This window comes from Streptomyces sp. NPDC031365 (genome assembly GCF_055569765.1).
The window spans coordinates 1-21,670 of the sequence record NZ_JBVIIM010000022.1 but is presented as its reverse complement, the minus strand read 5'-3'; the positions used below and the strand labels follow the sequence as shown (position 1 = coordinate 21,670).

Annotated in this window: 23 protein-coding genes and 5 pseudogenes; 6 read left to right on the top strand and 22 right to left on the bottom strand. The window is 67.7% G+C overall.

Translation table 11 applies throughout. The features are described 5' to 3' along the window. Positions 1-8: 8 nt before the first annotated feature. The 4 genes and pseudogenes from ACZ5C2_RS27460 to ACZ5C2_RS27445 all read right to left on the bottom strand — a co-directional run. Positions 9-263, bottom strand: a complete 255-nt coding sequence (locus ACZ5C2_RS27460) for a hypothetical protein (RefSeq protein WP_468796687.1) — start codon at positions 261-263, stop codon at positions 9-11. Continuing rightward, complete coding sequence (locus ACZ5C2_RS27455) at positions 242-523, bottom strand: hypothetical protein (protein WP_468796684.1); 282 nt, start codon at positions 521-523, stop codon at positions 242-244. Before ACZ5C2_RS27455 ends, ACZ5C2_RS27460 begins: the two co-directional genes overlap by 22 nt. Positions 524-709: 186 nt before the next feature. After that, complete coding sequence (locus ACZ5C2_RS27450) at positions 710-2,209, bottom strand: ABC transporter substrate-binding protein (RefSeq protein ID WP_468796681.1); 1,500 nt, start codon at positions 2,207-2,209, stop codon at positions 710-712. Positions 2,210-2,823: 614 nt separating this feature from the next. Beyond that, a pseudogene (locus tag ACZ5C2_RS27445) lies at positions 2,824-3,048 on the bottom strand (transposase); the annotation flags it as partial. A gap of 33 nt (positions 3,049-3,081) precedes the next feature. Here ACZ5C2_RS27445 and ACZ5C2_RS27440 point away from each other — a divergent pair. The 3 genes from ACZ5C2_RS27440 to ACZ5C2_RS27430 all read left to right on the top strand — a co-directional run bounded on the left by ACZ5C2_RS27440 (position 3,082) and on the right by ACZ5C2_RS27430 (position 3,700). After that, positions 3,082-3,216, top strand: a complete 135-nt coding sequence (locus ACZ5C2_RS27440; RefSeq protein ID WP_468796912.1) for a hypothetical protein — start codon at positions 3,082-3,084, stop codon at positions 3,214-3,216. A gap of 22 nt (positions 3,217-3,238) precedes the next feature. Further along, positions 3,239-3,364: a hypothetical protein gene (locus tag ACZ5C2_RS27435; protein ID WP_468796678.1), complete on the top strand. Its 126-nt coding sequence runs from the start codon at positions 3,239-3,241 to the stop codon at positions 3,362-3,364. A gap of 147 nt (positions 3,365-3,511) precedes the next feature. Beyond that, positions 3,512-3,700 (top strand): hypothetical protein, encoded by a 189-nt coding sequence (locus ACZ5C2_RS27430; RefSeq protein ID WP_468796675.1) that lies wholly within the window; start codon positions 3,512-3,514, stop codon positions 3,698-3,700. Here ACZ5C2_RS27430 and ACZ5C2_RS27425 read toward each other — a convergent pair. Further along, a complete protein-coding gene (locus ACZ5C2_RS27425; protein ID WP_468796672.1) occupies positions 3,697-3,933 on the bottom strand; it encodes a hypothetical protein in 237 nt (78 codons plus the stop codon). The genes ACZ5C2_RS27430 and ACZ5C2_RS27425 overlap by 4 nt on opposite strands. Positions 3,934-4,142: 209 nt before the next feature. Here ACZ5C2_RS27425 and ACZ5C2_RS27420 point away from each other — a divergent pair, with 209 nt between their 5' ends. Continuing rightward, positions 4,143-4,304 carry a DUF6233 domain-containing protein gene (locus ACZ5C2_RS27420; RefSeq protein ID WP_468796669.1) on the top strand — a complete coding sequence of 54 codons (162 nt, stop codon included), beginning with the start codon at positions 4,143-4,145 and terminating at the stop codon, positions 4,302-4,304. Between the two features lie 171 nt (positions 4,305-4,475). Here ACZ5C2_RS27420 and ACZ5C2_RS27415 read toward each other — a convergent pair whose 3' ends face one another. After that, complete coding sequence (locus ACZ5C2_RS27415) at positions 4,476-5,345, bottom strand: helix-turn-helix transcriptional regulator (RefSeq protein ID WP_468796666.1); 870 nt, start codon at positions 5,343-5,345, stop codon at positions 4,476-4,478. Between the two features lie 148 nt (positions 5,346-5,493). Here ACZ5C2_RS27415 and ACZ5C2_RS27410 point away from each other — a divergent pair, with 148 nt between their 5' ends. Then, the gene (locus ACZ5C2_RS27410; protein ID WP_468796663.1) at positions 5,494-6,408 is read left to right on the top strand and encodes an SDR family NAD(P)-dependent oxidoreductase; all 915 of its coding nucleotides are present in this window, start codon (positions 5,494-5,496) and stop codon (positions 6,406-6,408) included. 39 nt (positions 6,409-6,447) lie between these two features. On the opposite strand, the gene ACZ5C2_RS27405 is transcribed toward ACZ5C2_RS27410, so the two are convergent. The 13 genes and pseudogenes from ACZ5C2_RS27405 to ACZ5C2_RS27345 all read right to left on the bottom strand — a co-directional run bounded on the left by ACZ5C2_RS27405 (position 6,448) and on the right by ACZ5C2_RS27345 (position 16,346). Continuing rightward, on the bottom strand, positions 6,448-6,627 hold the full coding sequence (locus tag ACZ5C2_RS27405; RefSeq protein ID WP_468796660.1) for a hypothetical protein: 180 nt from the start codon (positions 6,625-6,627) through the stop codon (positions 6,448-6,450). A gap of 85 nt (positions 6,628-6,712) precedes the next feature. Then, a pseudogene (locus ACZ5C2_RS27400) lies at positions 6,713-7,578 on the bottom strand (DUF2332 family protein). Positions 7,579-7,642: 64 nt separating this feature from the next. Next, positions 7,643-7,789, bottom strand: a pseudogene (locus ACZ5C2_RS27395) (IS110 family transposase); the annotation flags it as partial. A gap of 525 nt (positions 7,790-8,314) precedes the next feature. After that, on the bottom strand, positions 8,315-9,298 hold the full coding sequence (locus ACZ5C2_RS27390) for a threo-3-hydroxy-L-aspartate ammonia-lyase (protein WP_468796657.1): 984 nt from the start codon (positions 9,296-9,298) through the stop codon (positions 8,315-8,317). A 54-nt stretch (positions 9,299-9,352) separates the two neighbouring features. Next, positions 9,353-10,516: a DSD1 family PLP-dependent enzyme gene (locus ACZ5C2_RS27385; protein ID WP_468796654.1), complete on the bottom strand. Its 1,164-nt coding sequence runs from the start codon at positions 10,514-10,516 to the stop codon at positions 9,353-9,355. Further along, positions 10,513-11,322 carry an ornithine cyclodeaminase family protein gene (locus ACZ5C2_RS27380; RefSeq protein ID WP_468796652.1) on the bottom strand — a complete coding sequence of 270 codons (810 nt, stop codon included), beginning with the start codon at positions 11,320-11,322 and terminating at the stop codon, positions 10,513-10,515. The genes ACZ5C2_RS27385 and ACZ5C2_RS27380 overlap by 4 nt, the downstream gene beginning before the upstream one ends. A gap of 206 nt (positions 11,323-11,528) precedes the next feature. Next, a complete protein-coding gene (locus tag ACZ5C2_RS27375) occupies positions 11,529-12,215 on the bottom strand; it encodes a helix-turn-helix transcriptional regulator (RefSeq protein WP_468796650.1) in 687 nt (228 codons plus the stop codon). A gap of 85 nt (positions 12,216-12,300) precedes the next feature. Continuing rightward, positions 12,301-12,501 carry a hypothetical protein gene (locus tag ACZ5C2_RS27370; protein ID WP_468796648.1) on the bottom strand — a complete coding sequence of 67 codons (201 nt, stop codon included), beginning with the start codon at positions 12,499-12,501 and terminating at the stop codon, positions 12,301-12,303. Further along, positions 12,498-13,349 (bottom strand): asparaginase domain-containing protein, encoded by an 852-nt coding sequence (locus ACZ5C2_RS27365; protein ID WP_468796645.1) that lies wholly within the window; start codon positions 13,347-13,349, stop codon positions 12,498-12,500. The genes ACZ5C2_RS27370 and ACZ5C2_RS27365 overlap by 4 nt, the downstream gene beginning before the upstream one ends. Before the next feature lie 244 nt (positions 13,350-13,593). Next, positions 13,594-14,363: pseudogene (locus ACZ5C2_RS27360) on the bottom strand (transposase). A 525-nt stretch (positions 14,364-14,888) separates the two neighbouring features. After that, entirely contained in the window at positions 14,889-15,185 is a 297-nt protein-coding gene (locus ACZ5C2_RS27355) for an antibiotic biosynthesis monooxygenase (protein WP_468796642.1), read from the bottom strand. Between the two features lie 118 nt (positions 15,186-15,303). Further along, on the bottom strand, positions 15,304-15,474 hold the full coding sequence (locus ACZ5C2_RS27350; RefSeq protein WP_468796639.1) for a DUF3817 domain-containing protein: 171 nt from the start codon (positions 15,472-15,474) through the stop codon (positions 15,304-15,306). Continuing rightward, complete coding sequence (locus tag ACZ5C2_RS27345; RefSeq protein WP_468796903.1) at positions 15,465-16,346, bottom strand: MMPL family transporter; 882 nt, start codon at positions 16,344-16,346, stop codon at positions 15,465-15,467. The genes ACZ5C2_RS27350 and ACZ5C2_RS27345 overlap by 10 nt, the downstream gene beginning before the upstream one ends. Before the next feature lie 254 nt (positions 16,347-16,600). On the opposite strand from ACZ5C2_RS27345, the gene ACZ5C2_RS27340 reads away from it, so the two are divergent. Then, on the top strand, positions 16,601-17,383 hold the full coding sequence (locus ACZ5C2_RS27340) for an SDR family NAD(P)-dependent oxidoreductase (protein WP_468796636.1): 783 nt from the start codon (positions 16,601-16,603) through the stop codon (positions 17,381-17,383). A 130-nt stretch (positions 17,384-17,513) separates the two neighbouring features. Here ACZ5C2_RS27340 and ACZ5C2_RS27335 read toward each other — a convergent pair whose 3' ends face one another. The 3 genes and pseudogenes from ACZ5C2_RS27335 to ACZ5C2_RS27325 all read right to left on the bottom strand — a co-directional run bounded on the left by ACZ5C2_RS27335 (position 17,514) and on the right by ACZ5C2_RS27325 (position 21,266). Then, a complete protein-coding gene (locus ACZ5C2_RS27335; RefSeq protein ID WP_468796900.1) occupies positions 17,514-17,573 on the bottom strand; it encodes a hypothetical protein in 60 nt (19 codons plus the stop codon). Positions 17,574-17,583: 10 nt separating this feature from the next. After that, positions 17,584-19,986, bottom strand: a pseudogene (locus ACZ5C2_RS27330) (helicase associated domain-containing protein); the annotation flags it as partial. Beyond that, positions 19,983-21,266, bottom strand: coding sequence for a hypothetical protein (locus ACZ5C2_RS27325; protein WP_468796634.1), 1,284 nt, complete (start codon positions 21,264-21,266; stop codon positions 19,983-19,985). The pseudogene ACZ5C2_RS27330 and the gene ACZ5C2_RS27325, both read right to left, overlap by 4 nt. Positions 21,267-21,670 lie beyond the last annotated feature (404 nt).

Below are 21,670 nucleotides of genomic sequence, written 5' to 3'. Positions count from 1 at the left end.
ATCCGCAGTCACCCGCTCCCGCGCAGCCTCCGCGCCATCAGCCACGCATACACACGGGGTGCCGGACGGCTCGCCCGCCAGGCCGGTTTCGCGGTGCTGTCGACCAGTACGCGGTCGCGGCTGGCGGCCGCCGCCCTGAGCGCCTCGCCTGCCACGTTGTCCGAGGTGATCCCGGGGCCGGTGGTGACCCGCCGCACATCCTCCGTACGGGACTTCTCGGCCGCAGCGCGGAGAACACCGGTCAGCGCATGCTTGGCACCCACGTATGCGGGCCGACGCGGCGCCACTGCCGTACCTGCTCACCGCCGACGAACTCGCCGCCGCCCGCCTGATCAAGCTCGACGTCGAGGGCAGCGAGGCCGCGGCCGTGCGGGCTCGCCCCGCACCTGCCCCGGCCGCGCGACGACGCCGAGTTGGTGATCGAGGTCACCAGCTCGGCTGCTGGCCAAGCAGGCCCAACGGGTTGCACACGGGGTTTTTCCCACAGGCCGTCGATGTCGTCGTCCGATGCCTTGTCAGGCATGGCGGTGAACTCCTTCGGTAGTAGCGCCACGACGTCCTGCAAAAAGTCGACGCCCGTCTGCGTGTAGTGACGACCTCAAAGGCCAAGCACTGCGTGCTGATCCGCCGCCGTTTGCCCATCTTTTCACCGGAGGTTGTCCGCCTCGATTGCACCCGGCCGAGCGTTGCGGAACAGCTTTTGGACACCTCACTCGGAAGGAAGGCCCCGTCGCAGCTCCCACAGTTGGAGTTCCGAGGAACTGTTGACGGCCCCTTCCACTCCCGTGACATAATCCTGTGCCGCCACGAATTGCACTCCCTGCCAAAGAGGAACGAACCAGACGTCATCGGCAACTGAATCCTGGATGGCCTCTAGATCCTTGACGGCGTGAGAGCGGTTACTTTCCCGCTGTTCTCTGGGTAGCAACACATTGCGTACTTGCGGGCTGGGTTCATTATCGAAGTCGTTACGCCTGCCAAGGAATGGCGAGAGGAATCCGTCGGCATCTGAGTAGTCTGGGAACCAGCCCATACCGTAAACTTCATAGTTTTTCCCCAATCGCTCATTCCCGAATCGGGACCATTCAGTACCCTTAATGTCAACGTCAAACAGGCCCGATGTATTGAGCTGACGCTTTATTTCATTGAACTCCTGTTTCGTGGTCGACCCGTAGTGGTCGTTCGTGTAACTCAGAGTGAGACGCACCGGAGTCTTCACCCCATCGGCGGCTAGCAACTTCCTCGCCTTCTCGACATCCGGCTCACCATATCTATTGAAGAATGAGTTCACATGCCCGAACATGTAAGCCGGAATTATGGAGTACAGCTCCTTCCCAGTGTCAGGATAGACTTTCTGCACGATACTTGAACGATCGATCAACTGTGCCATCGCTTGCCGGATGGACTTCTTAGAAACCGCTGGATTCTTGGAATTGAACACGAGATACCGAGTTTCAAGGCTGGGTGACTTGTAGAGATCGATGGTGTCGTCATGTCGCCACTGAAGATCGCGTACCTGATCAGAGGTGAAACTTCGGGTGGCCATATCGATCTTGGAATTCTTGAGGGCCCTGCTCATGTCTTCAGTACTGCTGAAGAATTGCAGGTCAATTCCCGTATTCTGGACGGAAAGTGTGCCCTTATATTTTGGGTTCTTGTCGAACGTCGCCGACTTGCCACGGTTGCCCTCTGAATGTACCTTCATGGTGTACGGGCCCGTTCCGTCGACTGCAAAGCCCTTCCGCACCGTAGATGACGGATAATGCTCATCATTTACGATACTGGCAACGGGCGTGGACAGCTTGTAGGGGAAGGTGGCATCGGGCCTTTTGAGGTGGAACACAACGTGCAGGTCATCACGCGCTTCCACCGTCGACACATTTTCCAGAAGGCCAAAGGGGCCTCCGGCGTACTCGATCCGTAGCACACGCTCTATGGAGTACTTGACGTCCTCAGACGTGACTGGTGCACCGTCAGAAAAACGAAGACCATCGCGGAGTGTGCAGGCGAATTCAGTCTCTTCTCTGCCAGTGAAATGACACTCTTCCGCCGCCTCAGGCACAGGCCTTCCACCGGCCATCGGTGGCGGCCGCAGCAAAGTCTGAAAAACATTGCGCATAATGTTCCATGCGCCGATGTCATAGGCAGCCGCCGGGTCTAGCGGAGAAGGGACATCCGCACTATATGAAAGCTGGTCCGTGGTGCCCAACGTGAGGCGATTCTCGTCACTGCCAATGATTCCGCAACTCGTAACCATGGAAACTGTAAGGATACTTATAGAGAGTGCTACCGTATATCTGCTGTTCACTGTTGCATAATCCTTTTAGGGCGGAATCCGGTCACGTCGTGACGCCGTCGAGCGCTGCACCCAAGTCGATCCGTCATCTACTGCATATGGCCGAGGGGAAGGCAACAGGCGTGCAGTAACTGGAACGTTCCTCCGGGTCGTTCGGTTCAGGTTGCTTCCGCACATAGGCGTGTGAAGAGGTTGGCAGCGCGGGAGGCTGGTGGAACCGCACGGCTGCGCTCACCATCGCCTCGACCGCGTCCTCGGCAGGACGGGCCCAGCACCTCCCTGTCGTCGCTACGACGCTGACCTTCCCGCGCCGGGCCAGCGTGTCAACCGCCCACTGATTTACGAGCCCGGCAGCAACCTGGACGCCGCCCCGCTGTGTACAACCTTGTCTGATTCGCGCTGACCTCGAAGTTTCGTGACGTGGACCGAGGTGGGGCAGGTTGAGGGCCCGAGTGTCATCTCGGGTGGACGCCGGGTTCCACTGCTCCGGCTGGAGCGTTCTCTCGTCGGGACGAGCGAATCACTGGTCAGACGGGGTTCAGCAGGAGTGCGAGCCGGTCAAGGGCGGCGGTGATGTGGCCAGTGCCCGGCAGGCAGAGAATCCGGCGACGGCCGGTGGTCACGAACTGCCCGGCTGTGGTGAACAGGCGGAGCCGCAGACGTCGGGGCTCCCAGCGACGGGCCTTGCCGGTCAGGGCGAGCATCGGCATCCAGGCCAGCAGGTCGAGAGCGATTCGCACGATCTCCAGCCAGATCCGGCTTTTCGGGCGTGATACGGGGACTGGTTGATCGGGTACACCCGCAACTACACCCCTTCCTCGATGGGCTCGATGGTGGGGAGAGCGAACTCGGTGGGGATGAAAGTCGGCGTCGGTGAGCAGGAACGGCCCGGCGTCCACGACCTGGCGGCCAGCCAGTAGGCCCGGCGCATCCCCTGCCCCCGTGAAGCCGCTTGACCTTCATTCCGAGCACCTGCTGGAGGCGGGCGTGGAGCTTGTCGGCGAGCGGCTCGTCGTACGACAGCATTACCGCGCCGAACAGCGCTGTCATCGCAGTGCCTCCAGGTAGCGGGCGGCGGTGGCGGCGTGCCCACGCTTGGCGTACACCCAGTAGAACTCGCTGTCAGTGGCGAGCCGGGCGGCGAGGGCCCGGTCGGCGGTGTCGAAGAGGAGTCCAGGGTCTATGTGCTCGGCCAGCCAACCGGTGCGTGGGGTGATGACCGGCAGGCCAAGCCCCGCTCACCCCGGCGAGTCGCTGTGGATCGAGTACGCCTACACCGCCAGCGACACCAAGGGTCGGCGCTGGTTCCAGCGGGCCGTCCGGCTGCCCACCGAGCACCTGGGGGCCGAGCTGGCCTTCCCGGCCGCGCTCGACCCGGTGGTGTGGGGCACGGAGACCTACTAGTTGACCGCCGAAACGCCCCCGCTCCGCTCCGCCCCCAGCCGGCGTGAGGGCAACGGGGTGCGCGTCTTCACCTGGACGACCGCCCAGCCGGTGATGCACGCCCGAAGGGTGCCCCCGTCCTGGCCGAACCGGCCCGCACCTTTCGCCTGCCCGCCGAGCGGGAGGTGGCCGAGCAGGCCGTGGAGATGCTGTTCGCCTCCATCGAGCGCATCGCCCGCGTCTAACCTTCGCAAGGGGGATGGGTATCGCCGCCCCTCGGAGGTCACTCACTCATCAGCGCCGCCAGCGGGTCAATCCGGCAGCTACCTGCCCTCCAGGTCGTCCGCCGCCCGTTGAGCGGCCTTCTCCCACGCGCGCGGCGAGCCTCCCGCCGCCGCTCAAGGAAACGGGCCACCTCCGCTCCCAAGGGCCGAGACCAATGCTTGACTCGTAAGAGGTAACCGTGCGGTCACTGTCTGCGGGTACCGTTGGTGGCGACTGGTGGAACAGGGGCAAGCGCGCCCGCGGCATCAGCCTGGACGAAGCCCGGCGGGCTCTCACGGAGGGAGCCAAGGCGTGTGGCGTCTGCCGGCCCGACAGCGCGCTCGGCTTCCTGGAGTACTAGCAGCGCCCGGGGTACAACCGTTACGCCCAGCCGATGCCCAGCCAGGCTGATACGTGCTCAGGCTGAGAGATGAAGCAGGTCGAGTACGTGCTCGGTCCGTGACCGATAGTGGCCGGTGGCAGCGGTGAGGCTCGCCCAGTCGGTTTGGCGAAACCGCCCAGCAGTCGCCGCTCAGGGGAGCGCGGTGGCGGTACGGCGGCCACCTGTGACGCGAAGAAGGTCCAGTTTCCCCGCGTTGCTGCTTCCGGTCGCCTCCGTGTAGGTGACCATGCGCAGGTCCGCGCCGGGGACGATGAGGACGTCGCAGTCGAGCAGGATGTCGCCGACCTCCGGATGGCGGATCGTCTTGCGGTCAGTCGTGTGTGGGGCGGCGCTCGTCTGCGTGGCCCAGTGATGAGCGAAGGCGTCGGAAATTCCTCGCAGCTCCTGCACGAGACGATCGAGCTGGGCGTCCGCTGGATAGCGGGACACGGCGTCCTTGAGGTCGGCGACGACGGACGCTTCGAAGGCGTCTGGTCCGCGCTCGGACCGGACGGGAAGCATCGAGGCGCGTGCGGCGCCGTTGCCGAAGAGTGCGCGAGCAAGGTTTCGTTCGACGATCGGAATGACGGCGGGGTCGCCGTGCAGGGCGCTCCACGTGGTGTTCCACCACACCAGAGTCCAGTCGGCGGTGAACACGCCGATCGGGACGTCGCTCAGACGCGCGGCGAGCCGTTGGATCCCCGCGGGAACGTGGGTGCTGACCGTCCCATCCTGGGGTGGCAGGAGCCTGGCGCTTCGGTACAGCTGGTCGCGCTCGGCGCGGGAGAGCTGAAGGGCCCGGGCGAGGGCGCCGACGACCTGGGCTGAGGGGCTGGTCGCGCGTCCCTGTTCCAGGCGCAGGACGTAGTCGACGGAGAGTCCGGCCAGTTGCGCCAGCTCCTCGCGGCGCAGTCCCGGGGCCCGACGGCCGTTGGTCACGGTGAAGCCGGCGTCGGTTGGGGAGAGGCGGTCGCGCCAGGCGTGCAGGAGTGCGGCGAAATCGGAGCGGAAGGCAGCCATGGGTTCATTGTCGCTGTGCGGCGCCGCATCAGCCTGGGTACTGCCAGTCCTAGTGACGGGGACGGCGCTGGTTGGCGGTGGCGCAAGCGGCGAACGTGGGGCTGTGCCCAAGCCGGGCGACATCGGCTGACCAGCGAAGGAGCCTTCCATGAAGCACACCATCGTGATGACAGGTGCGAGCCGCGGGATCGGCCGCGTCGCCGCGGAGGACATCCTGCGCCGGTCACCGAACACACACCTCTTCGTCGTCGCCCGCGAATCCTCCGGCGCACGGCTCGCTGCGGAACTCGCTACGGGCGGGCACACGGTCTCGCACGTCCCGGCAGACCTAGGCTCTCTGGACAGCGTCCGCCAGGCCGCCACCGAGATCCGTGACCGGCTCGACCGCGGTGACCTGCCGCCACTACGCGGCTTCGTGGGCAACGCGGGTATCCAGTACACCAACGCGCTCACCGAGGGACCCGACGGACTGGAAGCCACGTTCACAGTCAACGTGCTCGCCAACCACCTGTTCGTACGCCTGCTCCAGGACCGCTTTGCGGCCCCCGCCCGGATTGTGATCACTGTCAGCGACACCCACTTCGGCGACTTCAAGCACAACATGGGCATGGTGCCGGGCCCGGCCTGGAAGTCCCCTGACGCCCTCGCTCGCACGGGCGCCTTCCCCAAGCCGGACACCACGGCCGCCGGACGCACCGCGTACTCCACGAGCAAGCTGGCAGCCATCTACCTGGTCCACGAGTACGCGCGCCGCCTGCCGGCCGGAATTGATGCGGTCGCCTACAACCCGGGTTTCGTCCCCGGCACCGGTCTTGCCCGCAACGCAGACCCCGTCTCCCGGTTCGCGATGCGTCGCATCCTGCCGGTGACGACCCTCACCCCCCTTGCCACTAGCCGCAACGCGGCGGGCCGCTACCTCGCCGACGTCGTCCTCGGCACGACTCAGACACTGACCGGTTCCTACGTCGACCGCGGCCGTGTGGCCCGCTCGTCGGAGGAGTCCTACGACGAGCGGCGTGAAGGCGAACTCTGGGATGCCGCTGAACGGTTCACCGCGGCGTGAGCAGCCAGGGCGCATGGGCTTTCAGGCGTGATGAGCGGTTCAGCCCGATAGATCGAACAGTGACCCAATGGCCCGGCTGGCAGCAGTGAACGCGGCCTCCAGCAGCTCCGGCACCAGGCGTCCACCGATGTACCCGGACGCGCCGGTCACCGACAGTGCAGCCGCCGCACGTCCCGTCGTCCGCTCATCGTCACGGTCCGTCCCTTCAGGCTCGCCCATGGCACCGTGCCCTCTCGACCGATCATGAGCTCCACAGCGTGCTCGTGCCTGCCGGGTGAGGCGGCCCGCGGCACGGCTGCACCTGCTACATCCAGCGGATCCAGTCGCCGTGCGGGTGAGTGAAGGCGGCGGGTGCGCCGTCGATGGTGAGGACGAACGGCGAGGTCTCGAACCGGGGTGGCTCGACGTCGGCGACCACGCCCGGCGCCTCGTTCGCAATCCATACGACGTCGAGCTCGCGGGCCAGCGCGGCGAAGTCGGCACGGAGCCGCGGCCCGACGTATGCCAGCACCGCCGAGTGGAACACCACGACACGCGCGTCCCGGGGTGCCTGCCCGACGAGGGCCGGCAGCGCTTCGATCAGGTCGCCCTCGTACACGGGCAGCGGATGGCGCCGCGCGGTTGCCCATGCGGAGACGAGGCGTGCGCGGCGGGCCGTCTACCCTGGCCCCACCAGGCACTCGAGCCAGGACCGGTCCCCGGGATCCGACGGATCGAGCGGGTTGAGGTCGATGCCGGCCGCCCATGTCACCTCGGGCATCCGCAGTTCCGGGTGTGGTCCCTCCGCCCGGCACCGGAGTGTCGGTGCCTGTGGGTCACGGCCGGTCAGGTGCGTGTGGCCGTAGTCGTAGGAGTACCGGTCGACGTGCAGACACAGTCCGGCGCTTGCGCCGACCTCGATCAGAGCGAGCGGCCCATCGAGCGCGGCCCCAGCCCGGGCAGGAGCGTTGCGCAGCGGCCCGGTTCGTTGGTCTGGGTGCGCCGGGACAGCATCATCGTCCGCAGCCCCCCGGCCTGCGTGGTGGCCAGCTCCCGCAGCGCGTCCGCGTCGGGCGCCGTGCGCAGCATGTGGCGGGCCGCGGCGAACAGCAGGTTCGGCTGGCGCCTGTCGGCGGGCAGAGTGCTCAGGAAACCGAGCACGTCCGGATCCGACGCCACCGCGAGGGCCAGCGTCTCGTAGGCGGGAAATCGTCCCGCCGCCTCGTGCTCGGCGAAGCGGCGAGAGTTCTCCGCCTAGGGCCAGGACATCGGTGAGGAGTTCGAGCAGCTCGGGTTCGTCGTTGGCGACGCGTCGCGACAGCAGCCGACGGCCGCTCTCGTCGATCGCGACGCAGTGGTGGTGGGTCTTGCCTGCATCGATGCCAGCCCAGATCGTGGCCATGTGGTGCCTCCGTGCGGTGCGCTGCTGGTGCCTCCCGACGGACGACCTCGCTGTCGATTCCCTACGGAGCGATCATTCGCAATTCCTAATTGGCAGCCGAGTCATCGTGGGGCGTCGGGCGGCCAATCCGGGCAAGCCACAAACGATAGAAGCGTGAAAACCACACCCGACACCCATGGGCGGGTCAACCATACGAAGGGCTCACCGCGTCCCGCAGAACAACGTAGGGAAGTGTGACGCTTCCGCGAACGCTTCCCTACGGACAGCAACTGGCAACAGACTCACCCTCACGGCCTTCGTCTTGGTCATGTGCACCTTGATCGGAGCACAGGATCAGACGAAGGCCGCCCCCACATCCGGTGAATCGCCAGGTGAGCGACTCAGTACGAGGCGCCGTTCGAGGCCGGAAGAAAAAGAACAAGGTGAGGCAAGGAGGGCCAGGATCTCCTCCGCACCAATGTGGCCGCTGGCCGGCCAGGATGCCGTCCTGCCATACGTTCAAGTGGCGACAAATCGCCGGTGCACTCACATACTTCTCTCTCGGTCACTGACGAGTTCGGTGAACCTGCGGACATCTATGTTGCCGCCAGAGGCGATGACGCCGATCCTCCGTGGCGGGCTGTCGACGCGTCCAGCCATGAGAGCGGCAAGAGCAGAGGCACCGCTGGGCTCAAGGACGATCTTCAGGCGCTCGAAAGCGAACCGCATGGCGTGAACGATTTCCTCGTCGCTGACGAGGGCGATGGCGTCGACCAGGCGCCGGTTGATGGCGAACGTGATCTCGCCGGGGGCGGGCGGGGCCTGACCATCGGCGATCGTGCGGGGGACAGGGACGGTGACGCGTTCGCCGCTTTCCAGAGAGCGCTTGGTGTCGTCGCCGGCCTCCGGTTCCACGCCGATGACCTGGATCCCGAGATGCAGGGCCTTGGCGGTGGTGGCGCTGCCAGCGATGAGGCCGCCGCCTCCGACAGGCACGACGAGGGCGTCAAGTGCGCCGGTCTCCTCGAAGAGTTCGAGCGCGGCGGTGCCCTGGCCAGCGATGACATGGGGATGGTCGTAGGGCGGGATGAGGGCGAGGCCGCGGTCTGCGGCCAGGGCCTCGCCGAGTGCGGTGCGGTCCTGGGTGTAGCGGTCATAGGTGACGATGTCCGCTCCGTATCCGGCGGTCGCCTCCAGCTTCGAACGGGGGGCGTCCTCGGGCATCAGGATGACGGCGGTGGTGCCCAGTTCGCGCGCGGCCAGGGCGGTGGCCTGGGCGTGGTTGCCGGAGGAGTAGGCCGCGATGCCCTTGGCCAGTTGCTCGGGAGGCAGTTGAGCTGCGGCGTTGTAGGCACCGCGGAATTTGAATGCCCCGATCCGCTGGAAGTTCTCACACTTGATGAACACCTCGGCTCCGACCAGGGCGTTCAAGGTCCGAGAAGTGAGGACGGGGGTGCGATGCGCGACGCCTCTGAGACGTGCGGCGGCCTCGCGGACGTCGTCGAACGAAACGGGCGGTGTGGAGGTCATTGTGTCTCCTGGCGGTGGTGAGGAGGGCGAATGCACATGGGGTGGGGTGGCTCGTCACCAGCCGGTGACGCGGTTCCAGAAGGCTTGGATGGCGGGTGTGTCGTTCATCGGTCGGGTGCTGTCGATGATGTGGTAGCCGTGGTGCTGGGCGGCGGTGGCGCAGGCGTGGTTGGGCAGGATGCGCAGGCGGGTGCCGATGGGCAGGTCGGGCAGATCGGCGCCGTCGCGGGCGGTGAGGGTGCCGTGTTCCTGGCTGGCGTCGCCCATGACCAGGTCAGGGATGAGATTGCCCTGTAGGTCGGTGACGAGTCCGTAGCCCTGGTCCTGGGGCTGGGCGGCAGTGCCACGGTCGCGGGACATGGCCATCCAGCCGCCGTCGGTGAGAATCCATCCGTACTCGGGGCGGTGGCCGATGACTGTGACGACCACCGACAGCGCGAGGTCGTCCACCTGGCACACCCCGAGACCGCACATGACCAGGTCGAAGAAGAGGTAGTTGCCGGCGCGTAGTTCGGTGACGCCGGTGAGGTCGTCGGCCGCGTGGGCGGTGGGGGTGGAACCGACGCTGACGGTGTACACGGGCAGGCCGGCCGCGCGCAGCGTGTCGGCGGCGGCGACCGCGATGTCGCGTTCGTTCTTCGCCGCCAGTCGCTGCTCTACGGGCGTGTGGGCGAAGTAGGACTCGCCCGCGTGGACCAGCACCCCATCCAGACAGCCCGCGTCGTGCAGGGTGCGGCCGATCTCGGTGAGCGCGGGGTCGTCGCGCTTGACGCCGCCGCGGTGGCCGTCGCAGTCGACCTCGATCTGTGTGGGTATGGCGATGCCGGCTGCGCGGGCGGCGTCGGTGACGAAGGCGGCCTGTTCGCAGCTGTCGAGCAGGATGCGCAGAGTGGTCCCGCGGCGTGCGAGGGCGATCACGCGGGGCAGCTTGTGGGGGTCGATGCCGACGGCGTATGTGATGTCGGTGTAGCCGCCGTCGGCGAAGGCTTCGGCCTCGGCGAGGGTGGAGACGGTGATCGGGCAGGGGGTGCCGTCGTGCAGAAGGGAGGCGGCGTCGAGACTCTTGGCCGTCTTCACGTGCGGGCGCAGGGTGACGCCGAGTCGGTCGGCCTTGGCCGCGAGGCGGTCGATGTTCCGCCGGACCTTGTGGACGTCGACGACCGCGAACGGGGTGTCGGGATCGGTCAGCGTGCCGACGGCGGAGGGGGCGGTGTTCACAGGGATACGTCCATTTTCTCGAGGAGGGCCAGACCGAGGTAGAGGTCCTGCAGGCCGATCCCGGAGCTGTCGAAGATCGTGACGTCGCTTGCGTCGCGGCGTCCTGCGGCGTGGCCGAGGAGGACTTCTCCGAGCGGAGTGAGGACTGTGTCCGCGGGCGCGTGCTGGCTCTCGCCCATGCGGCGGGCCTGCTCGGGCAGGTCGCAGAAGACAATTGCACGGTCGAACAGCTCCGGCGCGAGTTCCCGCTTACCGGGAGCGTCGGCGCCCATGCAGGAGATGTGGGTGCCGGGGCGGATCCAGTCGGCCTGGAAGAGGGGTGGGGTGTCGGTGCCGGCGGTGGTGACGGTGACGATCACATCGGCCCGGGCGCAGGCTTCTTCGGCGCCGACGGCACGAGCGTCATGGCCCTCGGCCGCCAGCACGGCCACCATCTGCCGGGCGCGTTCCGCGGTGCGACCCACGACCAGGATATCGCCGATGGCCCGGATGCGGCTGACGGCCCGCACCTCATAGGCGGCCTGGTGGCCGGTGCCGAAGACGGCCAGAGTGGCGGCTTCGGGGCGGGCCAGCAGGTCGACAGCAAGGGCGTCCGCGGCGGCGGTCCGGTAGGCGTTGGCGGTGTCGACCTCCGGGACAGCCGCGATCCGGCCGATCGTCTGGTCGAACAGCAGCAGAGTGGAGTGGTGACGCGGCAGCCCGTGTTGTGGGTTGCCCGGCCAGTAGGTGCCGATCTTCACCCCGGCGTGCGTCGCGGACGCGGACGGTTTGAGGGTGAAGCGGTTGCGCGGATCGGAGCCGTGCACTGCCAGACTGGGGAAAACCGTGCCATCCACCGTCGCGGCGAAAAGCGGCACGGGCTGCTTCGAGGGCCAGTTCCTCGTCCACGAGCGCGGCGGTCTGCTCCTCGGTGATATGCAGCAGACTGCTCGCGCCCCGCTCCTGGCCGGAGCCGGCCGAGGAAGCGAGCACGAGGTCGGGGGACGATCCGGAGGTGGTCATGAGAGGTCCTTCACTTCGCGTAGTTGTAGACGGTTGCCCGGGACATACCGAGCAGGTCCGCGATGGTCTGCGCGGCGTCCCGCAAATCGAAGTAGCCGTCCCGGTGCAGCTGCCGCACGAGTGCCTTCTTGTCCTCCCGGCTCAGCGAGCGTGGGGCGGCGGCGCGCTCCGCCGCCAGTGCCTCGACGGTCCGGCGCAGCTCTCGCGCCGTGCGGTCCCGAAGCGTCTCCAGGGGCTGCTCGCGATGTTCGGTATCCGTGGCCACGAGGTTCGACAACGCGAGCGTCACGGGTGATAGCACGGACACGTCGAGGTTCAGGCAGAGCGCCGCGATGTACCGGCCGGCGGCGTTCCTGATGCCGATGGACGTGCTCTTCGCGGGGCGGCCGTCGGGGAACTGGTTCGGATAGTTCTGGATGACGCTCGGGTACTCGGGATCGGCGATACGGGCCAGGCCGAGTTCGGTCGCGGAGTCTCCGATCTCACGGCCGGAGAGGTTGTTCTCGATCACCCGGATCGCCTGCCGTGGGTCACGCAGATCGTGCAGCACCACCTCACACAGACCCGGGAACATCCGCCCCAGCGCAACAGCAATCTTCTCTGCCTCACGGACGAGATGCTCGTCCGCCTCGGCCGAGCCTCCGGCGGAGGCGCCCTTGTGCTCGGCCTTTTCCGCACTGTCTGCGAGGTGTTCCATGAGGTCCCTTTCAGCTCCGGCTTGGATTCACTTTCCATCTCTGGACACGTAGCCCGACATTGTTCGACTCCCGCCCAGCGGATCATCAGCCGACACGTCGGCGCACAGGTACGGGTGCGGTGATCTCGCCGGCCAGGTCGGTCAAGAGCCACCGGCCCAGCTCGTCCGGCGCAACCCCCTGGCTGAGCAGGAACGTGAGCTTGGCGTGCACGGCTTCGAAGGTCATGTCCTCCGCGCCGACGGCACCGGCCAGATGCAGGAACTCCCCTGCGGCACACTTGGTCATCTCGATCCTGGGCCTGCGGGGACTGGCTCACGACCACGACAGGCGTTCCGGATGCCACCAGTTCCCTGACGGCCTCGAGCAGCCCTTGCTCCTCGCTTGATCCTTCTCCGGCTGCTCGATCCTTCTCCGGCTCCGTACGTACGGAAGATCACCGCATCGGGCGCGGGAGTGGTCATGGAGCGGAACCGGCTCGCGCTCAGACCTGGCACGGCAGTGACGGCGACGATGTCATGGGTTCTGTACGGCAGTGGGTCGTCCCAGCCGCACCAGCCGGGGGAGGACGCGGGCGTATGCACCGCGGCCTCCCGCCGCGACAGCTTCGCGGCATTGGGGCTGGTGAAGGCGCGCAGCCCGGTGGCCGAGCTCTTGGTCACCCGCGCACCCTCGAACAAATCCCCGCCGAAGGAGACAGTGACCCCCCGCGAAACACCCGAGGTCACCTCCTCAACGGCGCCGAGTATGTTCGTCGGCGCGTCCGAGCCCGGCAGCCCCAGTGGAATCTGCGAGCCGGTGAACACCACGGGTTTGCCGAAACCGGTCAGCGCGAAGGACACGGCAGCGGTGGAGTGCGCGAGCGTGTTCGTGCCGTGCAGTACGACAAAACCGTCGAACTCCTCACGGTGACGGAGGTGGTCCGCCATGACCTGCCAGTCGGCCGGTGTGATGTCCGAGGAATCGACGATCCGGTCCACCTCTCTGAACACGAAGTCCACGTCCAGGCCACTGGCAGCGAGCACCCTCGTGACCGCCCCCTGCACATCCGCACCGGGTTCGAAGCCCCGCGGCGACTCGAGCAGCCCGATCGTGCCTCCGGTGTACAGAAACTCGATTCGGAAGCGGTCGGCCATCGTGGTTTCCCTCCTTGCGTCAAGCCCTGCCACAGCCACCACGACAGCCTCGGAGGGCACCGTGGCGAGCCTGGATCAGCCGGACGCCTTGGCAGGCGACGACAATCTAGCAGAAGAGTCTAAATATGAATCTCTTGTCTAAGCAATCCTGCCGCCCGAGGGCTACACCCGTCGCGAGAACGGCTGCAGGGTGTTGCAGAAGGCCGTAATCACGCAGGCTGGAGCGGTGTTTGGGCGCGTTCGTTCATGCGGCGAGGGCGAGGTTGTGCATACGGGCCACTGCCTGGACGGCGTGGTGAAGGCCGTTGCCACGCTGCCGGCAGTTGCGGAGGATCTTGTAGTTCTTCATCCGGGAGAAGGTGTGCTCGATGCGGGCGCGGACCTTGCGATGCTGCGCGTTGTCTTCTTCCTCGCCCTTGAGCAGGGGTCGTCCGGGGCGTTTGCGGTGCGGGACGATCAGTCCGGTGTTGATGTAGGCGCCGTCTCCGAGGGCCGTCACTCCTTCGCAGTGCTGGGCCAGGCCGGAGCCCCGCCAGGCTTTCGCGTCCGCGGTGTTGCCGGGCACCGGACGGGCCGTGGCCACCACCAGGCGGGACTCGGCATCGACGATGACCTGCACGTTTGCCGGGAACCGGTAGTTTCGTGAGGACGCGCCGACCGTGCGGTCGCGGACCGGGACGAGGGTGCCGTCCACGATCCACAGCCGCTCGGCGGCGTCGGCAGAGGTCCGAGCCGGCTCGAGTGCGAGCAGCGGGCCGAGCCTTTGGATCACCCGGCACACCGTCGCGGGTGAGACGCCGAACAGCGGGGCGAGCTGCCGCATGGTGAGGTTCGGGCTGTAGTACACGGCCACCAGCAGAACCCGCTCGGCCAACGGCAACGCCACGGGCGACCCCATCCGCAACCCTCGCCACCGCGCTCCCGGACCGCTTTCAGCAATCGGCCGAACTGATCCATCCGCAGACCGGTGAACGTCTCCACCCACACCCGCTCGGCCCTCAACACCCCAGCCATACAAGGGAGATGACCAGTTTACGGCCTTCTGCAACACCCTTTAGAGGTCGTTTTCACCTGGACTGCCCGATTATCCGGCGATTTCCAAATCGTCGGAGTGTGGTGTCCGTGCTACTGGAGATGCGGGTTGGTTCTTGCTGTTCAGATGGGGCGACAGGTGAGGTGCGAAGTGACTTGTGTCTGTCTCATTCCAGGACGTCCGGTCTTCGCGGACGCGTGCTTCCGTTGGTGTCGCTGTGCGCCTGGGCGCACGACCTCGGCAGCCTCCGCAGTTGTGGTGCCGGCTGGGCTCGGTGCCCGCTGCTGTGGACCCATGTGAACCCCCACGGCCAGTTCGAGCCGGACACGAAACCCACCACGACCTGGCCTCCGCCTTCCAGAATGCCCGGCCCCTGCACGTGGTCTGCCTACCCGTACAGGCAAGGGCGGTCACCGCTGCCGCGGTGCGGCCAAGAGAAACCGGTCTGCGTAATCCTGCGCGGCTTGGCAGCGCGAGCTGTTCCGGCACCCGCGGGACCAGAGACGTCAGACCTGCGTGACCGCTTCGAAGGCCGTGACGCAGTTGTCGTCGGCGAGCGTGTGGGTGGGGTCGGCGTGCACGGTGCGGAACGCCTCCGGCGAAGTGCAGGCGGTGAACGCGGCGTCGTCCTCGAGGCCGAGGACGGCCAGGTAGCCGTGTGCGCCCTTACGGCGACGCAGCAACCGTGCGTTGCGCTGCCCCGGCACTTCGGTAAGGGGGGCGCGCACGCCGGCGGTGACGTGGTCCTCGAACGCGCCCTGGGCGGGCGCGGCGACGGTCTTCTCGGCGACGGCGGTGCTCATTCCTGTCTTCTTTCGGTTGCCGGCGTGATGTCGGTGGCTGTCCCGCCCGGCCGGGGCCCGCATGGCGATGACGATGATGTGCACCGCGTGTCCGTTGGAGCCCCTCTGCGGGGTGCGGTCACAGGGTTGAAGTTGAGCTCGAGGCCGGCTGAGGGAGCCTGCCTGTGCGGCGGGCCCAGATTTCGAACGCGACAGTCATGAACGGGGGTACGGCGGCCAGCAGGGCGAAGATCGTGGTCCGGCCCAGCCGCCACTTCAGCCAGATCGCAACCAGGACGGTCAGGGACACGTAGACGATGAAGGCGGCACCGTGGAGGGTGCCGAAGATCCGTACGCGAGTTCGGTGGTTTCGGGAATGTACTTGAGGTACATCCCGGCCAGCAGACCTGCCCACGTGCACGCTTCGATGACCGCGATCCAGGTGAACGCGCACAGCAGACGCCCGGAGCCGGTTTCGGCAGATCGTGCGGCCGGCACGTCGGTGGAAGGCGGTTCGGAGGTGGGAGTGGAGGGCGTCTGCGAGGTGCCTGGGCGTGCGGGCCACAGGGCGTAGTCGCCGAGCAGGCGGACGATGGCGGGGACCAGGAGGGGGCGGATGAGGAAGGTGCCCAGCAGGATGCCGAAGGCCATGGCGAAGCCGAATTGGAACAGTTCGCGGATCGGCTGGGTCATCAGGACAGCGAAGGTCGCCGTGAGGATGAGGCCCGCGGAGGAGATGACGCCACCGGTGCGTGTCAGGGCGGCGGTGATCGCTTTCGCTGGGGGCTGGGTGCGCAGTTCCTGCGTGAACCGGCTCATGAGGAAGATGTTGTAGTCGACGCCGGGCGCGACGAGGAAGACGAAGATGTACGCGGTGACGCGGTTGCCGATGCCGTCGTCACCGAGGACGGTCACGGTGAAGAAGGTGGTGGCGCCCAGGGTGGCCAGGAACGACAGGATCAGAGTCGCGACCAGGTAGAGCGGGGCAAGGAGCGAGCGGAGCAGTAGGACGAGGACCGCGGTGACGATGGCCAGGACCAGCAGCACGACAAGGGTCGTGTCGCGGTCGAGGGCGGAGCGGATGTCGGCGTTCTGCGCGGTCTCGCCGCCGATGAGCACCGTGGCGTCCTGCACTCCGGCAGCCTGGGCCGCGGATTGTGTGGCCTGCTTGAGGGGACCGATCGCGTCGAGGGCCTTCGAGCTGTAGGGGTCGAGGTCGAGACGACGTCGTAGAAGACGGTCTTGCCGTCCTTGCCCATGCGGGGGTCTGCGACACGGCCGACGTGACCGGCGTAGGTGAGCGCGGTGGCAATGTCGGCGCGTGCGGGGCTGGAGCGCAGGTTGTCCTGGGAATGCCCCCGCAGGTGCCCGCCCCCGCCGCCGGCGCCCCGTCTATGCTGGGCGGCAGCCGTCCGCCCCAGCCCGAGGAGCAGCCCATGCCCAGCGCCGCCGCACCGTCCGCCGCCTCGCGGATTGCCGTCGTCACCGGGGCGAGCAGCGGCATCGGGGCCGCCACGGCGCGCGGGCTGGCCGAGGCCGGGTACCGCGTCGTGCTCACCGCGCGCCGCAAGGACCGCGTCGAGGCGCTCGCCGAGGAACTGACGGCGGCCGGGCACTCGGCGACGGCCCACCCGCTGGACGTCACCGACCGCGCGGCGGTCGACGAGTTCGCCACGGCCTTCCGGACGGTCGGCGTGCTGGTCAACAACGCCGGCGGCGCGCTGGGCGCCGACCCGGTGGCGACCGGCGACCCGGACGACTGGCGCCGGATGTACGAGACGAACGTCATCGGCACCCTGCATCTCACCCAGGCGCTGCTGCCCAAGCTGGAGGCGAGCGGCGACGGCACCGTGGTGATCATGTCGTCCACGGCGGGCTTCGCCACCTACGAGGGCGGTGCGGGCTACGCGGCCGCCAAGCACGCCGAGCACGTCCTCGCCGAGACGCTGCGGCTGGAGATCGTCGGCCGTCCGGTGCGCGTGGTCGAGATCGCGCCCGGCATGGTGAAGACCGACGAGTTCGCGCTGACCCGCTTCGGCGGCGACACGGAGAAGGCCGCCAAGGTCTACGAGGGTGTCGCCGAGCCGCTGACCGCCGCCGACGTCGCCGACACCATCACCTGGGCGGTGACCCGGCCCAGCCACGTCAACATCGACCTGCTGGTGGTCCGGCCGCGCGCCCAGGCGTCCAACACGAAGGTCCACCGCGAGCGGACCTGACCCGGCGGACCGGCCGCCCCGGCCAACCCCGGCCCGTGCGTACATGGCGAGCACGATGGTTGAGGCGCTGGCGAGGACGGACTCGGCGGTGCGGCGCACGGCGGTCTGTATCGCGCGGGCGCGGTCCGGCTCATCGAACGAGGGTCTCACGGTAGCGGGCGGTGATGATCAGCGCGTAGTCCGTGCCCACCCCCGAACAGCGGAGCCGGCATCTTTACGGGCTGCACGCCCAGCTTGGTCAGCCGCTCCTGCTGCTCCTCGGACAGCTGGGCCCAGGTGCCCGGCTGCTTCTGCCGCTGGAGCCACCGTCCGATGTCGTCGCCGTCTATGAGTACGCCGGGTGCGATGTCGGGCAGGTGGCCGTCGGCGTCGACGAGGTCTGCGAGGACGCGGTAGTGGCGTTGCCAGTCGAGCGGCCAGGGGCAGTCCCAGTCCGGGTCGATTGCGGTGAGCTGCGCCGCACGCTGCTCCGCCCGCTTCGGGTCCTTGCCCAGGCCGTTCTTAACGCCCTTGCGCCGGAGGTTGGCCATGTGTTGCCCGACCGGCACCATCGCCTCGCCCTCGCCCCACACGGCGTCCTGACGCGGGGCGAGGTGTCCCGTGGCCCGCCGGTAGGAACGCAGTGCGGCGAGTTTGTTCTCCCAGGCTTCTTCGCCGGGCTCCCAGACCATCCCGGCCTCGGGGGCGTCCAGCAGTTCCTTGCGGTGGGGATCGAGTTCGTCGGCGCGCAGCGCCTTGCGCTGCTGGTGCACCCACCGCCCGAGGGGGAAGTCCTTGGTGACGCCGACCTCGACCTCAACGTCGTAGGGCACGGCGTAGAGGCCGGTGATCTTGTTCTCTGCCCGCCAGCGCAGCAGTGCTTGGTATCCCTCGAGCCAGACCAGGGATTCCGGCCGGTACACCCTCGTGCGCAGGAACGCCGCGATGGTGGCTGCGTCCCGGGGAGAGGAGAAGTGCAGCAGCGCCGACTCGGCCGCACCATCGGCGTCGTCGTGCTCCTGGTCCTCGCCCACCTCGCCGCCGGCCCCGACGATCCGCCCGTCTTCGTCACGCCGGAGGTGCACCTTGCGCTGCCCGTGGGTGAGGGCGCGGGAGGCGAGCTGCTCGACGAGTCGTTCATCGTGGGAGCGCAGGCCCTGGAGCACGGCTACGAGGGGGCGGAAGCTGGCGGAGGCGACCATGTCGGTCGGGTCCTCGCCGGGCTGGAGGAAGACGGGCACGATGATGCGGGCGACCTTGGTGGTGCCGTCGCGGTTGGGCCGGAGCGCGCGGCCGATGTTCTGGACGATCTCGACCTGGGAGCCGCGGGTGTCGGCGAAGCAGATCGCCTCCACGCCCCGCTCGCCGGTGATGTCCACGCCTTCCCCGAGCACGCGGACGGACGCCAGGAACGCGCGGTGGACCCGCCGGCCCGAGGCGTCGATGCCGCCTGCGAACTGGCGCAGCACTTCGCGCCGTTCGGATACGAGGTGGTCGCCGCACAGCCACGCCGACCACATGCGGTCCGGGGGTACGTGGCGGCCGGCCTCCAGCTCGTAGAACTCGGCGTCGATCGACGACTTCGGAAGCCGGCCCGCGGCCGCCAGGTCGTTGTCCGAGGTGTCGGTGACGTACAGCTCCGCGGCGGTCTTGGGCAGTGCCTCCGCGAACGCCGCGGCCTCTTCCACCTTCTGGTGGAAGGTCATGACCGTACGCAGGTTGTACGCGGCCGCGTGCTCCAGGAGCGCGGTCTGCAGCAGGGCCAGGCGTCGGCCTCGCAGCGCCTCCTCCGACAGCCCGAGCACGGGGGAGGGGTCGCGGATCTCCAGCACGTCGATCTCAAATCCCGCAAGGATTTCGCGCTCGATCGCCTCCGAGAGTCCAAGCTCGGCGAGCCACCCGCCGTAGGTGCCGTCCGGGTCGTCGGCCATGGTCGCGATCTCCGCTTCCTGGCCGTCCGCGCCCCTGCGCGGCTGGGGTGCAGCAAGGATGCGCGGGGTCGCGGTCAGGTAGAGCCGGAAGTCGGCAGGGATGCGGTTGTTGTCGTGGATCGCGGCCCACGGACGACCAAGATCACCGGCGGTTCCGTGGGCCTCATCCACGATGGCAAGGTCGAACGGGGCCATCTGCTGGCCGTAGAGCCGCTCTCCGCCCGCCAGAGCGGCCTCCAGCGGCCCGCGAACCTTCCGCTGGCCCTCGGGAGCGTCGATGTCCTCACGGTCCACCAGGGAGGCGTACGTGGCGAACACGATGACCGGCCCGCTCCCTGCCCACAGGGCGAGCTGGATCGGGTTGGTGGTGGTGCGCACGCCCAGCTCCTTCAGGACCGGGTCGTTCTCCAGCGAGCACACCGCGACCATGGGGGAGCGGTGCCCCACCGCCCGCCACGCCTGGGCGGTCTGCACGAGCAGGTCCAGGGTCGGCACGGTCACGAGGATCCGGCCCTCCGGGAAGCACTCCAACGCGCTCGCGGCAGCCATGATCGTTTTCCCGGAGCCGGTCGCTGACACGATCGTGCCACGGGCACCCTGAGGGGGCACAGATGACCTTGCAGAGAATCCGACCCACCTACGAAAGGCCGACTTCTGGTCGGCCTGGTGTTTCTTGAGCGGAATCCTGCTCATCGCCCGTCCTCCTCTCCCGTGCCATACAGCCAGCTGTCGTGAAGCCTTTCCAGTGCAGTTTCCTCCTGGCCGTGCTTCGCCCAGATCCCTTCGAGCCAGAGCGGGGTCGTCTCGATCCTCTCGCACAGCGCAAAGCAGCCGGGCAGGTCGATCAGCACGAGCTCACCCGCGAACATGCCGCCCGGCCCGTAGCGGCGCCACAGCCGCTCCAGCCGCGCCCCGTGCTCGTGCAGGTACGCGTCCAGCGTCTGCGGGTAGGTCTCCGGCTCCGCCAGGTCCACGGACCGCAGGGCGACCTCCACGAGCTCCTGGGACGACTCCTGGTCCCACTGCTCGGAGGTGGTGCCGGTCACTGCGGCATAGTGCTGCTCGCACACGGCGAGGACGCGCTCGATGAGCTCCGCCGGCGTGTCGCTCTCCTCGGCACGAAGGGAAGGCCGACCGACACCCGTGTGCCGATCGGGCAGGGCGTGCAGTTCGCCGGTGCCGGCGCTCGCCTCCACCAGGCCCAGGCCGTGGTCGGCGAGGTGTGCCAGGAGCAAGCGAGACAGGACCTCTCCGTCCCGGGCGTGCAGCTGAGCGTTGTCCTCTCCGCTGTCGGGGGAGACGATCGCGCGAGTGAGGACGGTGTCGAAGAAGAACTCAGACAGGGCCTCGATCAACTCCGGGCGGGCAGATGCTGGCTGATCGTCCAGGGCGGCAACAGCGGCGTCCATGACCGCAGTGAGGAACAGCCCGCGAGCGCCCCGCAGTTGACGCGCCTCGCTCTGCGGGTTCTCCTCGACGGCCTCCACCACCCGGTACAGGCCCTGATCCCCGTACAAGCCATCCGGCTTCTCCTTCGCCCGGCGCACCTTCGCCACAGCCTCCTCAACCGACCGCGCATAGGTGTAGTTCGTCACCACCGAGGCCCCGGGATGCGCCGGGTCAGTCCGCTGCGCCACGATCCGATAGCGGATCAGCCCGGAGTCAGACTCCACTGCCCCACTGCTCGCACCTTCCTGACGGTCCCGCAGCGCCTGGTGCCAGCGGTCCGCCTGCGCATCCCTCTCGGGAGAGTAGGCGTCCCACGCCGTGCCACCCATCAAGGTCCAGATGCGCCGCAACTCGTTCCGCCGAACCGCCGCCAGCCGCTCCTCCGTACTGAGCGGCCTCGGGTGACTCTTGCAGCTTTCCAAACCACCTGCAGCCACCAACCGTTCGTGGATCTGTTCCGCCGTAAATCCAGTAACCTCACGCTGAATTTCCTCCCGCACCTTGAGGCGCATTTCGACGCTCAACAAATTCGTACCCTCCTTCAAGCCCCCCCAAGCGGTTGGAGGAGTCCCGTGTTTCCGCCAACGGTACATGCTGCATCAACCTGATGCAGCCGCTACACTGGAACCCACACGAACGAGCGCCCCCCACTCCTCGTAGCCAGCCCGGCCCGCGCTAGCGGGCCCAACGGTTCTGGAAGCGCAGCCGGAAGGACCGTTAGACGGGGGAGCGCAGCGGACCCGCCGATCAGGCTGGAGCAAAGCGGAAGCCTGGTAGCGGGACAGAGTCCCGCCGGTCCGGGAGCGCAGCGGACGGTCCGTCACCCCGCTTGCGCAGCAAGCGGGGTGTGCGGGTGGCGCAGCCACCCCCCCCCCCCCCAGCGGAGACCGGGGACCACACCCACGCGCAGAACCGGTTGTTTCTTGTC

Bases quoted from the DNA above. Each gene is read 5' to 3' on its own strand.
- ACZ5C2_RS27455 (WP_468796684.1), bottom strand. From the start codon at position 523: ATGCCTGACAAGGCATCGGACGACGACATCGACGGCCTGTGGGAAAAA.
- ACZ5C2_RS27430 (WP_468796675.1), top strand. From the start codon at position 3,512: ATGACCGGCAGGCCAAGCCCCGCTCACCCCGGCGAGTCGCTGTGGATC.
- ACZ5C2_RS27415 (WP_468796666.1), bottom strand. From the start codon at position 5,345: ATGGCTGCCTTCCGCTCCGATTTCGCCGCACTCCTGCACGCCTGGCGC.
- ACZ5C2_RS27410 (WP_468796663.1), top strand. From the start codon at position 5,494: ATGAAGCACACCATCGTGATGACAGGTGCGAGCCGCGGGATCGGCCGC.
- ACZ5C2_RS27405 (WP_468796660.1), bottom strand. From the start codon at position 6,627: ATGGGCGAGCCTGAAGGGACGGACCGTGACGATGAGCGGACGACGGGA.
- ACZ5C2_RS27390 (WP_468796657.1), bottom strand. From the start codon at position 9,298: ATGACCTCCACACCGCCCGTTTCGTTCGACGACGTCCGCGAGGCCGCC.
- ACZ5C2_RS27375 (WP_468796650.1), bottom strand. From the start codon at position 12,215: ATGGAACACCTCGCAGACAGTGCGGAAAAGGCCGAGCACAAGGGCGCC.
- ACZ5C2_RS27370 (WP_468796648.1), bottom strand. From the start codon at position 12,501: ATGACCAAGTGTGCCGCAGGGGAGTTCCTGCATCTGGCCGGTGCCGTC.
- ACZ5C2_RS27365 (WP_468796645.1), bottom strand. From the start codon at position 13,349: ATGGCCGACCGCTTCCGAATCGAGTTTCTGTACACCGGAGGCACGATC.
- ACZ5C2_RS27355 (WP_468796642.1), bottom strand. From the start codon at position 15,185: ATGAGCACCGCCGTCGCCGAGAAGACCGTCGCCGCGCCCGCCCAGGGC.
- ACZ5C2_RS27340 (WP_468796636.1), top strand. From the start codon at position 16,601: ATGCCCAGCGCCGCCGCACCGTCCGCCGCCTCGCGGATTGCCGTCGTC.